The following is a 12,772-nucleotide window of genomic DNA, read 5'->3' as shown; positions in this document are numbered from 1 at the left end:
TCAAGATGAGATTTCCCATTGCGCAAGCAAGTAAGATCCCTCAAAGACGATGAGGTAGATAGGTTCGAGGTGGAAGCGTGGCGACACGTGCAGCTGACGAATACTAATCGATCGAGGACTTAACCAAATTTGTACGGAATCCTTGCATGTTCCGGTGTCGTGTATCCAGTTTTGAGCGAACAAGCTCAAAAAAACAGTCCAGTGATGATGGCAAAGAGGCCACACCCGTTCCCATCCCGAACACGGCAGTTAAGCTCTTTTGCGCTGATGGTAGTTGGGGGTCTCCCCCTGTGAGAGTAAGACGTCGCTGGTCTGTTTTTTTTTGTTTTTTGGTCCCGTGGTGTAGCGGTTAACATGCCTGCCTGTCACGCAGGAGATCGCCGGTTCGATCCCGGTCGGGACCGTAATTTTAATGATGAACACAGCGATCCTGCTGTGTTTATTTTTTTTGTTTTCATTAAAAAATACCGGCAAAACAATATATTTTGATTTACCGCAGTAATTTCGCTAAACTATGTAAAGACTCAATAGAGGTGACATGATAAATGACGTATACAATTATATTGAATTCGCCCGAAGAAACCGAGGCACTTGCAGCCACTTTGGCTGATTTATTGGAGCCGGGAGATCTGCTGACGCTGGAAGGCGACTTAGGCGCCGGAAAAACTACATTCACTAAAGGATTGGCAAAGGGACTTGAGATTCAACGGATGGTCAACAGTCCGACTTTCACCATCCTTAAGCAATATTCTGGCCGATTGGAACTGAATCATTTCGATGTTTATCGTCTTGAGAACAGTGATGAAGACATCGGGTTTGATGAGTTTTTCAGCAGTGAAGCGGTATCTGTGGTTGAATGGGCAAGATTTATAGAAGACTATTTACCAAAAGAACGTCTGGAAATAACCATTAATCGACAGTCAGAGCAAGGGCGCAAGCTAACCCTGCATCCGATTGGCAGACGGTATGAAAAAATTTGCAGGGAGCTAAACCTATGATCTATCTTGGAATCGATACCTCGAACTCTCCATTGGCGATCGCGCTAATTGAGGATGGAACGGTCTTAATAGAAGAAACATCAAATTTAAAAATCAATCATTCGTTGACGGCAATGCCCGCAATTGAGGAAATGATGAAAAAAGCCAAGGTGCTGCCTGCCGATCTGACTCATATTGCAGTAGCCGAAGGACCTGGTTCATACACGGGTGTCCGTATTGGATTGACCATTGCGAAAACCTTGGCATGGTCTTTGAAAATACCGCTGCTTACTGTTTCCAGCTTGAAGGTGCTTGCTGCAAACGGGCTCGGATTTGATGGGCTTGTTTGCCCGATAATGGATGCTCGTCGCGGGACGGCCTTTATTGGCTTGTATGAAGGTGTTGGTTTGGAGCAGGTATTGGCCGACCAGCATAGTGATGTAAAGGAATTCCTGGCGAAGGTCAAAGAATTGGGCCGTCCTGTGCTGTTCACTGGGGTTGATGTGGTGCTCCATAAAGCAGTGATCAGTGAAATGCTTGGTGAAACAGCTCAGTTTAGTAGCGTTCAAAACCGTTTGCCGCGGGCATCAAATCTGATTATGCTGGCGCAGGAATCTGTGGAAATCGACGTCCATCACGCTGTTCCTGAATATCGCCGTATCACGGAAGCGGAAGCGAATTATAACAAAGCACAAGAAGGACAAGCACTATGAACGACTCAGTTAGATTCAGAAAAATGACGATTGCGGACATCGAACAGGTCTATGAGATAGAAACGCTGTCTTTTACTTTGCCTTGGACCAAAGATGCTTTCTATCATGAAATGATCGGCAATGAGCATGCCTATTACGTAATTGCTGAAACCGATGAAGGCATTGTTGGATACTGTGGAATGTGGCTGGTAATGGATGAAGCGCATGTCACGAACATCGCTATTCATCCCGATCAGCGTGGTAAAAAGCTGGGCGAAGGCTTGATGCAGGCGGCCATTGATGCAGCGAAAGCGCATGGAGCTGTCCTCATGACACTGGAAGCCCGGGTCAGCAATACAATAGCACAAAATCTTTACCGGAAATTAGGCTTTAAAAATGGTGGCATCCGTAAGCGGTACTATACGGACAATTACGAAGATGCCATAGTGATGTGGGTGAATTTTGATGAATAAAGACATTTATATATTGGGAATTGAAACGAGCTGTGATGAAACGGCAGCTTCTGTTGTGAAAAATGGTACGGAAATCATCTCCAATGTTGTGGCTTCACAAATTGAGAGTCATAAACGTTTTGGTGGTGTAGTGCCGGAAATCGCTTCGAGGCATCATGTGGAGCAAATCACTTTGGTTATTGAAGAAGCATTGCAGTTGGCGAACATGGAACCGCATCAACTGGATGCAGTAGCAGTAACAGAAGGGCCAGGACTGGTTGGGGCTTTACTGATTGGCGTCAATGCTGCGAAAGCTTTTGCTTTTGCTCACCAGTTGCCTCTTGTAGGAGTCCATCACATTGCTGGCCACATTTACGCAAACCGGTTAGAGCAGGAAATGGAATTTCCACTTCTTGCACTGGTCATTTCAGGCGGACATACTGAATTGATCTACATGAAAGAGCATGGAGATTTTACCGTAATCGGTGAAACTCGGGATGATGCAGCGGGGGAAGCCTACGACAAAGTCGCCCGGACCTTGAATTTGCCCTATCCAGGCGGTCCGCATATTGACCGTTTGGCACATGCGGCTGATAAGGCGGTTACATTTCCGCGAATTTGGCTGGAGGAAGGCTCTTATGACTTCAGCTTCAGTGGATTGAAATCATCCGTATTGAATTATATGCACAATGCAGCGCAGCGCGGGGAAGAGGTTGCTCCAGCACATGTGGCAGCTGGATTCCAGAACAGTGTAGTGGAAGTAGTAACTGGAAAAACTATGCGTGCAGCTGAGGAATATGAGGTTCGTCAAGTGATTGCGGCAGGTGGAGTTGCAGCGAACAAAGGGTTGCGGCACTCACTGGAAGCAGCATTCAAAGCAAAAGGAATTCCTTTTTATATTCCTTCTTTACCTCTATGCACAGACAATGCAGCAATGATTGCAGCAGCAGGAACCATCATGTATGAAAAAGGGCTTTATGGCACGATGGCTATGAACGGCCGTCCAGGTATGCCTTTAATGTCATGGATTTAGTAAAAGCAAGTAATTTCACCATTTCAGTCGATCTGAAATGTGTGAAATTACTTGCTTTTTTTTACCATAAAATTCAGACTTTCACATTGCAAATCATAATTGTTCTGTCAATAGAGAACATTTGTACTTATGCACAATTTGTGAATAAACTGTTACTAACTAGGGGGTAAAAGGTGGTTATCCTATATATTGTGTACTTTAGAGTGGAAAACTATGTGTATAACATTTACGTAACCTGTGGATAATGTGGAAAAGCCTGTTGACAGTTGATTAGACAAGCGAAGTATTGTGGAGAAATCTGTGGAAATAAATATTTCACGATATCCTATTGACCTATATATAGTAACAAAAAAACCGGCTAATTTAATAGCCGGTTTAAATTAAATATTTTCAATTTTTTCCTGAAGTTCAAGCCATTGGGTCATCGTTTCTTCGTGAGCTGCTTTCAGCTCTTCCAATTGATTTTGAAGGGGCAAAACCCGTTCATGGTCCTGGAAGATTTCAGGTTCACACAATTGTTCTTCGATGTCTGTGATTTGCAGATCCAATTTTTCCATAACCTGTTCGACTTCTTCGGATTGGCGGACCAGCTGGCGTTCCAGTTTTTTCGCTTCCTTATCGATTTGTGAAGTGGAAGCGGGAGCCGCAACTTTTACTTCGGTTACTGAACCGGCTTCATCAAGAGCCTTCAATTCGGCAACTTCCAGTTTTTTCTCCACATAATAATCGTAATCACCCAAGTATTCGGTTGTTCCGTCCTGTGTGAGTTCGATGACTTTTGTGGCGATCCGGTTCATGAAGTAGCGGTCATGCGATACAAAAAGCAAAGTGCCCGGATAATCCAATAACGCATTTTCAAGCACTTCTTTGCTGTCGAGGTCTAAATGGTTGGTCGGCTCATCGAGCAACAGGACATTGGCTTTTTGCATCATCAGTTTGGCAAGGGCCACTCGCGCCTTCTCGCCGCCAGATAGGGTGGAGACCGGTTTCAGTACATCGTCGCCTGTAAATAGGAAACGTCCCAGGATGCCGCGTATGTCTTTTTCGTTGATGAGGGGATAATCATCCCATAATTCATTCAAGACTAATTTATTGCCCTTTAAATTGGCCTGCTCCTGATCATAATACCCAAATTGAATGCCGGTGCCGTAATGGATGTCCCCATCGAGCGGCTTCAGTTCTTTCATGATGGTTTTCAGTAAAGTCGATTTGCCGACACCGTTTGGACCGACCAGCGCCAGGCTTTCCTGCCGGTAAAGCTTCAGTGAGATATTTTCGGACACCGGCTTGCTGCTGTAGCCGATTTTCAGCGACTGGACATTCAGTACATCGTTGCCGCTTTGCTTGTCGATGGTGAAGCCGAAGCGGGCTGATTTTTCATTGCCGTCGGGTGCATCCATCCATTCGGTTTTCTGCAGGGTTTTCCTGCGGCTTTGCGCCATTTTGGTGGTTGAAGCCCTGGCCAGGTTGCGCTGGACATAGTCCTCCAGCTTGGCTTTTTCGCCTTGCTGTTTCTCGAATTGCTTTTGGTCCAGTTCGTATTGCTTCGCTTTTTCGTCCAGGTACCGGCTGTAGTTGCCAGTATACTTTTTGACGCGGTGGCGGGAAACTTCATAGACCAGCGTCACCACCTGATCGAGGAAATACCGGTCGTGGGAAACAATCAGCAAAGCGCCCGGGTAATTCTTCAGGTAGTTCTCCAGCCAGCTCAGCGTCTCAATGTCCAAATGGTTGGTCGGTTCATCAAGAATAAGCAGTTGGGGCTTGCTGAGCAGATGTTTCGCCAACATCAGGCGTGTTTTCTGGCCCCCGGATAGCGACACCACTTTCTTGTCGTAGTCCTCCGGATAGAATTTCATGCCATGCAGAATAGCCCGTGTGTCCGATTCGTATTGATAGCCGCCTGCATCTTTGAAATTCGTTTGAAGCAGGTCATATTCCTTCATGACCTTGTCGTTTTCTTCCGGGTTATTGTATATGTCAGGCTTGGCCATCTGTGCTTCCAGTCGGCGAAGTTTTGCTTCCTGTTCACGGAAATGGTGGAAAATCGTCATCATTTCATTCCAGACGGTAGCATCCGATTCAAGATTCGTCTGTTGTTCCAAATAGCCGATCGTCAAATCTTTCGGCATGCTGATATCGCCGCTGTCGTGGGAGAGTTCACCGGCGATGATTTTCAGTAATGTGGATTTTCCCGCACCGTTGCGGCCTACCAATGCTACGCGGTCCCGATGCTGTACTTCTAATTTGACGCCGGAAAGAATCTCCTCCGCGCCAAATGATTTATGGACTTGATTTACTTGCAAAACAATCATATAGGTCACCTCTATTCTTCTTAAGTGTAGCTGATGGGGCGTTTGTTCGCAATTGCACAAGTCTTTACATATCAAGGTTCCTAATGTAAGATGAAAGCGATTTGACAACACCTCAGGAGGATGCGAAAGCGTATGTTACATGAGACATCTAAAATTCCGCAAGCCACGACCAAAAGGCTGCCGCTATACTACCGTTTCCTTCAAAACTTCGCGAATGCAGGACAAAAAAGGATTTCTTCACAGGAATTGAGCGAAGCGATGAAAATCGACTCTGCTACCATCCGACGTGATTTTTCACATCTGGGTGCGCTTGGCAAAAAGGGCTATGGCTATGACGTTCAGGAGCTGCTGCTCTTTTTCCGTAAAACACTGGATCAGGACGAAGCCACCAATGTAGCATTAATTGGAGTCGGGGGACTCGGCAGTGCATTTTTAAAGTATAATTTCCATCGCAACCACAATACGAAAATCATTGTCGCATTCGATTCGAACAGCCCGCAAGAAGGCGAAAAGATCAGCGATATCGATACCTACCATCCCGATAAAATTGAAGAGAAAATCAAAGAATACGGGGTAGAACTGGTTATTTTGACGGTGCCGTCACGATCAGCACAGGAAGTGACAGACCGTTTGGCGAAGACTGATATCAAAGGGATTTTAAATTTTACGCCGGTGCGAATTTCGGTGCCCGACCATATCCGTGTACAGACCATCGATCTGTCAGTTGAACTGCAGTCATTGATTTACCAGATCAAGCAGCAATGACTTAAAACCTTCACATTTACTAGCGCTTTGCAAATAGCCAAAACGGCTCTAATGATGTAAAATAGAGCCATAATACAGGAGGTGCCACGTATGCCAGGTCCAATGAGTATCATTATTATCGGTGTTGTTGCCTTGCTAGTTTTCGGTCCCAAAAAGCTTCCGGAACTTGGAAAAGCATTCGGTTCGTCTTTGCGTGAATTCAAAAACGCTACAAAAGGACTTGTAGACGATGACGACGATAAAGTAGATTTGAAAAAGAAAGACGAGCAAAAGGAAATACGATAGGATGTTTGTCTGATGACAGAAAAAGATATGACGTTAGTTGAACATATAGTTGAACTCAGAAAACGGCTGACCATTGTAGTCGTTTTCTTTGTATTAGCGATTATTGTCAGCTTTTTTCTTGCGCAGCCGCTGATCCAGTATCTGCAGTATACGGAAGAAGCGAAAGACCTTACCCTGAATGCGTTCAAAATTACAGATCCGTTGAAGATCTTCATGCAGGTAACGATGATTTTAGCGTTGATCATCACGTCTCCTTTGATCATGTATCAGTTTTGGGCATTTATCAGTCCAGGACTTCTCGATAAAGAGCGGAGAGCGACGTTAAGTTATATTCCGTTTTCCCTGCTGTTGTTTTTGGGCGGGATCGCGTTTGCCTATTTGATCCTGTTTCCTTACGTCATCGGATTTATGTTGAATATCTCTGACAATATGGACATACAGGAAACCATCGGCATCAATGAGTACTTCCAATTTCTGTTCCAGATCACTTTGCCCTTCGGCTTGATCTTCCAGCTGCCTGTACTGATGCTGTTTCTGACGAGGCTCGGTATCATCACACCGATGCTGATGACGAAATACCGCAAGTATTCCTATCTTGGATTGGTGATTATCGCGGCTTTCATCACCCCGCCGGACATCGTCTCCCATATGATCGTGACCTTGCCGCTGATCATTCTGTATGAGTTCAGTGTCATCATCGCCAAAATCGGCTACCGCAAGTTTTTGAAAGCCGAGCAGCAGCAAATCATCGAAGAACAGCAAGAAGCCATCAAACAACAAAGCCTTCCACCGAATTGAATCGGGGAAGGTTTTTTCTTATTGAAGAAAAACGGGCTATGCAGCATATACGCTGCATAGCTCGTTCATTTTTAATGCTATTTTATTAGGTATTGAAAGAAGAAGAAACCTGCAGTTTGAAGCTCTTCCATCTGTTTTTGGAACTCAAGGATCTTATCCATATTAAGTTGAATCAACATGACGTATCCGTTCAAACAGATATGGGCGATGATGGGGGTGATGATGCGCTTGGTTTTCTGGTACAGAAATGCCAAGATCAATCCGGTAGTAAAGTACAGCAGCAAATGTGTGAAATCAAAATGGATCAAAGCAAACACCAACGCACTGATGGCTGTTGCGAAAAAGAAATTGGTCGTTTGATTAAGCGAACCGAACAGGACGCGGCGGAAAACCAGTTCTTCGAGAATCGGTCCAAACAATACGATCGATATGATTGCGAACGGCACCGCTTCAGCGATGTTGACCAGTGAAGCGGTATTCTCAGAACCTGGTTCAATGCCAAGAAGCTGCATTTCAATTAAAGCGGCGATCGACTGTCCGATCAGCAGCAGCAGGAAACCCAGAAGACCCCAGACGACTGACATGAAGACAGTGGATTTCGTGCCTCGCCAAATATCAAAAAAGCGCTTGTCCCGGAAAATGACGAACAAGGTAAGAAGGAAGCCGATGCCCATCGTCAGGAAAATCAGCCAGCCTGATGTAGCGGCAGCCGCGGCTTCTTGGTCCATTCCCTGTCCCTGAAAGTAACTTAGGGTAGGAGCGATAAACAGAATCGGGGAAAGCTGTGCAGCGATGAAAATCAATAATACATACAACGGAGTCTTTTTGCCCTGGGATTTCGGGCGGGAGCCGCCGTTGTTGTTTTTGGTTTTTGGCCGTGACGTATGGTCATTTTTTAAAAAATTGTCTATAAAAGTTTTTCTTTTGGTGGGCATGATGTAATTCCTTTCACTGATGGATGCTCTTTCTATTGTAGAGCTTTCAAAGAACAACCGCAAAGAAATCAAAATCATGATGGTTCCTGCTTGCAAAAGACAGAAGATTTTATTAAACTTGGTAGTGGGTTAGCACTCAGAGGTTGAGAGTGCTAAGCGAGAACATTTAGATAATTTGAGGAGGGTGTTTCAATTGTTAAGACCACTAGGAGATCGTGTAATTATTGAGCTCATCGAAGCGGAAGAAAAAACGTCAAGCGGTATCGTCTTGCCGGGATCAGCACAGGAAAAACCGCAGGAGGGCCATGTGATCGCTGTAGGAAATGGACTTATCCGTGAAAATGGGCAGCGCACAGAATTGGACGTGCAAGCTGGCGACCGCGTCATCTTCTCGAAATACGCAGGATCTGAATTGAAATATGAAGGCAAAGAATACTTGATTTTACGTGAAAACGACATATTAGCAGTTTTAGGCTAAAATAAACCAACGACACAGGAGGAAGCTAAACATGGCAAAAGATATTAAGTTCAGTGAAGACGCACGCAGTTTAATGCTGAAAGGCGTAGATAAATTAGCAGATGCAGTAAAAGTGACACTTGGGCCAAAAGGGCGCAACGTAGTACTTGAGAAAAAATTCGGTTCGCCGTTGATCACCAATGATGGTGTAACGATTGCGAAAGAAATTGAACTTGAAAATGCTTTTGAAAACATGGGAGCGAAACTTGTTGCGGAAGTTGCTTCTAAAACAAACGACATCGCTGGTGACGGAACAACAACAGCAACGGTTCTTGCACAGGCAATGATCCGTGAAGGGTTGAAGAACGTTACAGCGGGCGCGAATCCTGTTGGCATCCGCCGCGGAATCGAATTGGCCGTTGAAAATGCACTTGCGGAATTGAAAGCTATTTCCAAGCCAATCGAAGGCAAAGAATCGATTGCACAAGTTGCAGCTATTTCATCGGGGGATGAAGAGGTCGGCAAACTGATCGCTGAAGCAATGGAGCGCGTTGGCAACGACGGCGTCATTACATTGGAAGAGTCACGCGGCTTCACGACAGAACTTGATGTTGTAGAAGGTATGCAGTTCGACCGTGGATACCAGTCTCCATACATGGTGACGGATTCAGATAAAATGGAAGCGGTTCTGGATAACCCGTTCATCTTGGTTACCGACAAGAAAATCGGCAACATCCAGGAAATCCTTCCGATCCTTGAGCAAGTCGTTCAACAAAGCAAGCCATTGTTGATCGTAGCTGAAGATGTTGAAGGCGAAGCGTTGGCGACATTGGTCGTCAATAAATTACGCGGCACGTTCAATGCTGTTGCTGTTAAAGCTCCAGGATTCGGTGACCGCCGTAAAGCAATGCTTGAAGACATCGCTGCCTTGACTGGCGCAGAAGTGATTACAGAGGACCTTGGACTTGAATTGAAAACAACGAACATCGCTCAGCTTGGGCGCGCATCAAAAGTGGTTGTTTCGAAAGAAAACACAACCATCGTGGAAGGCGCCGGCGACCAGGAACAAATCGTCGCACGCGTTACACAGATCCGCAATCAGCTGGAAGAAACAACTTCTGAATTCGACAAAGAGAAATTGCAGGAGCGCTTAGCGAAATTGGCTGGCGGCGTTGCAGTCATCAAAGTCGGAGCGGCTACTGAAACTGAGTTGAAGGAACGTAAACTTCGCATTGAAGATGCATTGAACTCAACTCGTGCAGCTGTAGAAGAAGGAATTGTTGCCGGTGGTGGTACAGCTCTAGTCAACGTCTATAACAAAGTGGCTGAACTTCTTGAAACAGAGGAAGGCGACACAGCAACAGGCGTCAACATTGTACTTCGTGCACTGGAAGAGCCAGTTCGCCAAATCGCAACAAACGCAGGCCTTGAAGGATCAATCGTCGTTCACCGCCTGAAATCCGAAGAAGTCGGTATCGGCTTCAACGCCGCTAACGGCCAATGGGTCAACATGGTGGATGAAGGAATCGTCGATCCAACTAAAGTTACCCGTTCAGCATTACAGAACGCAGCATCTGTTGCAGCTATGTTCCTGACGACGGAAGCAGTAGTCGCAGACATCCCTGAACCAGCAGCACCAATGGGCGGAATGCCTGATATGGGCGGCATGGGCGGCATGATGTAACAAATTCTTTTAGTCTTCGATTTTTTAAAGACTAAAGAATGCTTCACCAAACCATAATCAATCTAAATCCTGAAAGCCTCTCACCAATTCATTGAATTGGTGAGAGGCTTTTTTCTTAAAACTCCTTTCTTCATCTCCCTACAAATGAAAGGAAAAACCTATATATGTTCAAATCATGTCGGCTGATTCACAACTTTTTCCGTATGTGACGACTGTCACTAGTAGTCTTTGTGGCTGTCCTGTAAGTTAGCTGTAGACCGCATACTTTGATAGTAAATTTGCATTTAGAGGAGAAGTTTTGAATGAAGAAAATCGCTTGGATTACAGATACTGCTGCGCAACTGGATGAGGCTTTTATCCAAAAACACAATGTACACATCCTGCCTCTTAGTGTGGTTTTTTCTGATGGATCGTTTCGTGAATCGATTGACCTTACACAAGTAGAGTTTTACGATAAATTACGTTTAGCAAAAGCCTCACCGAAAACTTCGCAGCCTGCAATTGGAGAAATGATTTCTTTATACGAAAAGCTGCAGTTAGAAGGATATGATTTTGCGATTGCGCTGCACTTGTCAAGTGGGCTTTCAGGAACGTTTGAAAGCGCACAGGCAGCTGCAAAAATGTCCGATTTAAAAGTCTATCCAATCGATTCCAAGATTGGTTCTTTCCCCATGGTGAAAATGATTGAAACTGGTGATGAGCTGTTGGAAAATGGCAAGAGCATAGATGAAGTAGTTGCAGCTATTACTGAAATGACTACTAAATCGAAGTTGTCTTTTATTCCTTCGAGTTTAAAGCAATTGCATAAAAGCGGACGTGTTTCAGGAACGCAAGCATTCGTCAGCAATTTGCTGAATATTAAAGTGGTCATCAGTTTTGAGGACGGCAAACCGGTCATGAAAGAAAAAGTCCGTTTAAACAAGCGGGCAAAAGAAAAGGTAGTGCTGTCGCTTCGCGTGGATATGGACCGGGGCACTGTATCTGAAGTTGCTGTGATTCACTGCAATAACGCACCGGATGCAGAAATCTGGAAGAGTGAGCTGTTGCAGGAGTTTCCAGATTTAAAAGTGCCGGTTGTTTCACTGAGTGTTTGTGTGGCAGTTCACGCCGGTGAAGGAACTACTGGGTTAAGCTGGGTTGCTTATTGATTTGACGCAGCGAAATTTAAGAAGTGTAGAAAGTAAGAGGCGAAGCCAAAGTGGCTTTGTCTCTTACTTTCTTTTTGCTATATTCTTCTTTTTATATGTTAAACTTTAAGAAATACAGTAAGATATGGAACTTTCTAAAAATGGCGGAACAGATTTAAGTCTGTTGCCTTTTACATGACATCTGGTCGATGAATAAAAGAAAAATATGATAATAAGCGAGGTGTTTGCTTTATGGTAACGACATTTCAAGAATTACAGATGTATAAAAACTTTGATGAGTTGAGTAGCGATGTACTTGATTTGGCAAAAGAAATATTGCCTGACCAATTACTTTATTTAAGTTCCTTCAGCGATACACAGCAAATGATTCTAAAGCTATCAAATAATGATACAAATATTCTTATTACCGAAGGACTGATTATAAATCTGAACGAAACGATTTGCAATCGAGTCGATTTTGATAACAAACAACCATTGATTTATGAGGATACTAGGAAAGAAAGCAGTTTGGATGATTTAAGAAATGCACTTGAAGAAGCTAACGTCCGATCTTATTTGGGAATTCCTATTTCTCTGATGAATGGCGAAAGGTTTGGAACATTATGTGCGGTACATGACCAGGAAAGTCAGTTTGACAAAAAGAGTGTCGAATTGTTGCAAAGAATCGTTAGGATGTTCTCGTATTATTTGTATTTGGAACGCTTTGCCTATAGAGATTCGTTGACTGAACTATACAACAGACATTATCTAACAAAGTTTTTTGAAGATGGCTCTAAGTCAGCAGGAGTGCTATTCTTTCTGGATTTGGATGGCTTTAAAAAAGTAAATGATATCCATGGCCACGATACGGGGGATTTGGTGTTAAAGGAAGTCGCTTCGAGGCTTCAACAGTATGTGGCTGAACATCCTAAAGCTTTTGCGGTCAGATTAGGGGGAGATGAATTCCTCATTCATTTAACCGACCTATCCAGCCAAGAAGAAATGGGCAAGCAGGCAGAATATGTGCTTAAAAGCTTAAGTACATGGGATGCCGACTATCAACTTTCTGCAAGCATCGGGATTGTCACGTACCCGGTCAATGGCACAGATGATTTACAGACGCTTTTGAAAAATGCAGACCAGGCATTGTATCGTGCAAAAACTTCAGGGAAAAACACATATAACTTTTTCTAGGCAGTTCTTCCAAACACGTACACGGGTTCAAAAAAATTAAAATTTATAAGTAATGTTG

At 44.3% G+C, this 12,772-nt stretch carries 13 protein-coding genes, 1 tRNA gene and 2 rRNA genes; 14 read left to right on the top strand and 2 right to left on the bottom strand.

Annotation, left to right across the window (positions count from 1 at the left end):
- The 7 genes from ACRC6Q_RS13415 to tsaD all read left to right on the top strand — a co-directional run.
- Positions 1-127: ribosomal RNA gene (locus tag ACRC6Q_RS13415) — 23S ribosomal RNA — on the top strand; the annotation flags it as partial.
- 70 nt (positions 128-197) lie between these two features.
- Positions 198-313: ribosomal RNA gene (rrf, locus tag ACRC6Q_RS13410) — 5S ribosomal RNA — on the top strand.
- 18 nt (positions 314-331) lie between these two features.
- Positions 332-404, top strand: a tRNA-Asp gene (locus ACRC6Q_RS13405).
- Between the two features lie 141 nt (positions 405-545).
- Positions 546-998: a tRNA (adenosine(37)-N6)-threonylcarbamoyltransferase complex ATPase subunit type 1 TsaE gene (gene tsaE / locus ACRC6Q_RS13400; protein ID WP_431466792.1), complete on the top strand. Its 453-nt coding sequence runs from the start codon at positions 546-548 to the stop codon at positions 996-998.
- On the top strand, positions 995-1,690 hold the full coding sequence (gene tsaB / locus ACRC6Q_RS13395) for a tRNA (adenosine(37)-N6)-threonylcarbamoyltransferase complex dimerization subunit type 1 TsaB (protein ID WP_223634918.1): 696 nt from the start codon (positions 995-997) through the stop codon (positions 1,688-1,690). The genes tsaE and tsaB overlap by 4 nt, the downstream gene beginning before the upstream one ends.
- A complete protein-coding gene (gene rimI / locus ACRC6Q_RS13390) occupies positions 1,687-2,142 on the top strand; it encodes a ribosomal protein S18-alanine N-acetyltransferase (RefSeq protein ID WP_223634920.1) in 456 nt (151 codons plus the stop codon). The genes tsaB and rimI overlap by 4 nt, the downstream gene beginning before the upstream one ends.
- A complete protein-coding gene (gene tsaD, locus ACRC6Q_RS13385; protein WP_431466791.1) occupies positions 2,135-3,154 on the top strand; it encodes a tRNA (adenosine(37)-N6)-threonylcarbamoyltransferase complex transferase subunit TsaD in 1,020 nt (339 codons plus the stop codon). The genes rimI and tsaD overlap by 8 nt, the downstream gene beginning before the upstream one ends.
- A 380-nt stretch (positions 3,155-3,534) precedes the next feature.
- On the opposite strand, the gene ACRC6Q_RS13380 is transcribed toward tsaD, so the two are convergent.
- Positions 3,535-5,469 (bottom strand): ABC-F family ATP-binding cassette domain-containing protein, encoded by a 1,935-nt coding sequence (locus ACRC6Q_RS13380; RefSeq protein WP_431466790.1) that lies wholly within the window; start codon positions 5,467-5,469, stop codon positions 3,535-3,537.
- 132 nt (positions 5,470-5,601) lie between these two features.
- Here ACRC6Q_RS13380 and ACRC6Q_RS13375 point away from each other — a divergent pair, with 132 nt between their 5' ends.
- The 3 genes from ACRC6Q_RS13375 to tatC all read left to right on the top strand — a co-directional run bounded on the left by ACRC6Q_RS13375 (position 5,602) and on the right by tatC (position 7,317).
- On the top strand, positions 5,602-6,234 hold the full coding sequence (locus ACRC6Q_RS13375; RefSeq protein ID WP_223634926.1) for a redox-sensing transcriptional repressor Rex: 633 nt from the start codon (positions 5,602-5,604) through the stop codon (positions 6,232-6,234).
- Positions 6,235-6,324: 90 nt separating this feature from the next.
- On the top strand, positions 6,325-6,519 hold the full coding sequence (locus ACRC6Q_RS13370) for a twin-arginine translocase TatA/TatE family subunit (protein WP_146558198.1): 195 nt from the start codon (positions 6,325-6,327) through the stop codon (positions 6,517-6,519).
- 12 nt (positions 6,520-6,531) lie between these two features.
- Positions 6,532-7,317, top strand: coding sequence for a twin-arginine translocase subunit TatC (tatC, locus tag ACRC6Q_RS13365; RefSeq protein ID WP_431466789.1), 786 nt, complete (start codon positions 6,532-6,534; stop codon positions 7,315-7,317).
- Positions 7,318-7,394: 77 nt separating this feature from the next.
- Here the strand turns inward: tatC and ACRC6Q_RS13360 are convergent, their stop codons facing one another.
- Entirely contained in the window at positions 7,395-8,330 is a 936-nt protein-coding gene (locus tag ACRC6Q_RS13360; protein ID WP_431466788.1) for a CPBP family intramembrane glutamic endopeptidase, read from the bottom strand.
- Positions 8,331-8,445: 115 nt separating this feature from the next.
- On the opposite strand from ACRC6Q_RS13360, the gene groES reads away from it, so the two are divergent.
- From groES to ACRC6Q_RS13340, 4 genes are all read left to right on the top strand, one after another.
- Positions 8,446-8,730 carry a co-chaperone GroES gene (groES, locus tag ACRC6Q_RS13355; protein WP_006831533.1) on the top strand — a complete coding sequence of 95 codons (285 nt, stop codon included), beginning with the start codon at positions 8,446-8,448 and terminating at the stop codon, positions 8,728-8,730.
- A gap of 31 nt (positions 8,731-8,761) precedes the next feature.
- Entirely contained in the window at positions 8,762-10,393 is a 1,632-nt protein-coding gene (gene groL / locus ACRC6Q_RS13350; RefSeq protein ID WP_223634932.1) for a chaperonin GroEL, read from the top strand.
- A 302-nt stretch (positions 10,394-10,695) separates the two neighbouring features.
- Complete coding sequence (locus ACRC6Q_RS13345) at positions 10,696-11,541, top strand: DegV family protein (protein ID WP_431466787.1); 846 nt, start codon at positions 10,696-10,698, stop codon at positions 11,539-11,541.
- Positions 11,542-11,772: 231 nt separating this feature from the next.
- Positions 11,773-12,714 carry a diguanylate cyclase domain-containing protein gene (locus ACRC6Q_RS13340; protein ID WP_431466786.1) on the top strand — a complete coding sequence of 314 codons (942 nt, stop codon included), beginning with the start codon at positions 11,773-11,775 and terminating at the stop codon, positions 12,712-12,714.
- Positions 12,715-12,772 lie beyond the last annotated feature (58 nt).

This window comes from Planococcus sp. SE5232 (assembly GCF_050686535.1).
In the GTDB taxonomy this organism is placed as follows: domain Bacteria; phylum Bacillota; class Bacilli; order Bacillales_A; family Planococcaceae; genus Planococcus.
The sequence above is the reverse complement of the archived record's forward strand: the minus strand, read 5'-3'. Positions and strand labels throughout refer to the sequence as shown.

Coding starts and splice junctions, on each gene's coding strand:
- tsaE (WP_431466792.1), top strand. CDS start 546: ATGACGTATACAATTATATTGAATTCGCCCGAAGAAACCGAGGCACTT.
- tsaB (WP_223634918.1), top strand. CDS start 995: ATGATCTATCTTGGAATCGATACCTCGAACTCTCCATTGGCGATCGCG.
- rimI (WP_223634920.1), top strand. CDS start 1,687: ATGAACGACTCAGTTAGATTCAGAAAAATGACGATTGCGGACATCGAA.
- tsaD (WP_431466791.1), top strand. CDS start 2,135: ATGAATAAAGACATTTATATATTGGGAATTGAAACGAGCTGTGATGAA.
- ACRC6Q_RS13380 (WP_431466790.1), bottom strand. CDS start 5,469: ATGATTGTTTTGCAAGTAAATCAAGTCCATAAATCATTTGGCGCGGAG.
- ACRC6Q_RS13375 (WP_223634926.1), top strand. CDS start 5,602: ATGTTACATGAGACATCTAAAATTCCGCAAGCCACGACCAAAAGGCTG.
- ACRC6Q_RS13370 (WP_146558198.1), top strand. CDS start 6,325: ATGCCAGGTCCAATGAGTATCATTATTATCGGTGTTGTTGCCTTGCTA.
- tatC (WP_431466789.1), top strand. CDS start 6,532: ATGACAGAAAAAGATATGACGTTAGTTGAACATATAGTTGAACTCAGA.
- ACRC6Q_RS13360 (WP_431466788.1), bottom strand. CDS start 8,330: ATGATTTTGATTTCTTTGCGGTTGTTCTTTGAAAGCTCTACAATAGAA.
- groL (WP_223634932.1), top strand. CDS start 8,762: ATGGCAAAAGATATTAAGTTCAGTGAAGACGCACGCAGTTTAATGCTG.
- ACRC6Q_RS13345 (WP_431466787.1), top strand. CDS start 10,696: ATGAAGAAAATCGCTTGGATTACAGATACTGCTGCGCAACTGGATGAG.
- ACRC6Q_RS13340 (WP_431466786.1), top strand. CDS start 11,773: ATGGTAACGACATTTCAAGAATTACAGATGTATAAAAACTTTGATGAG.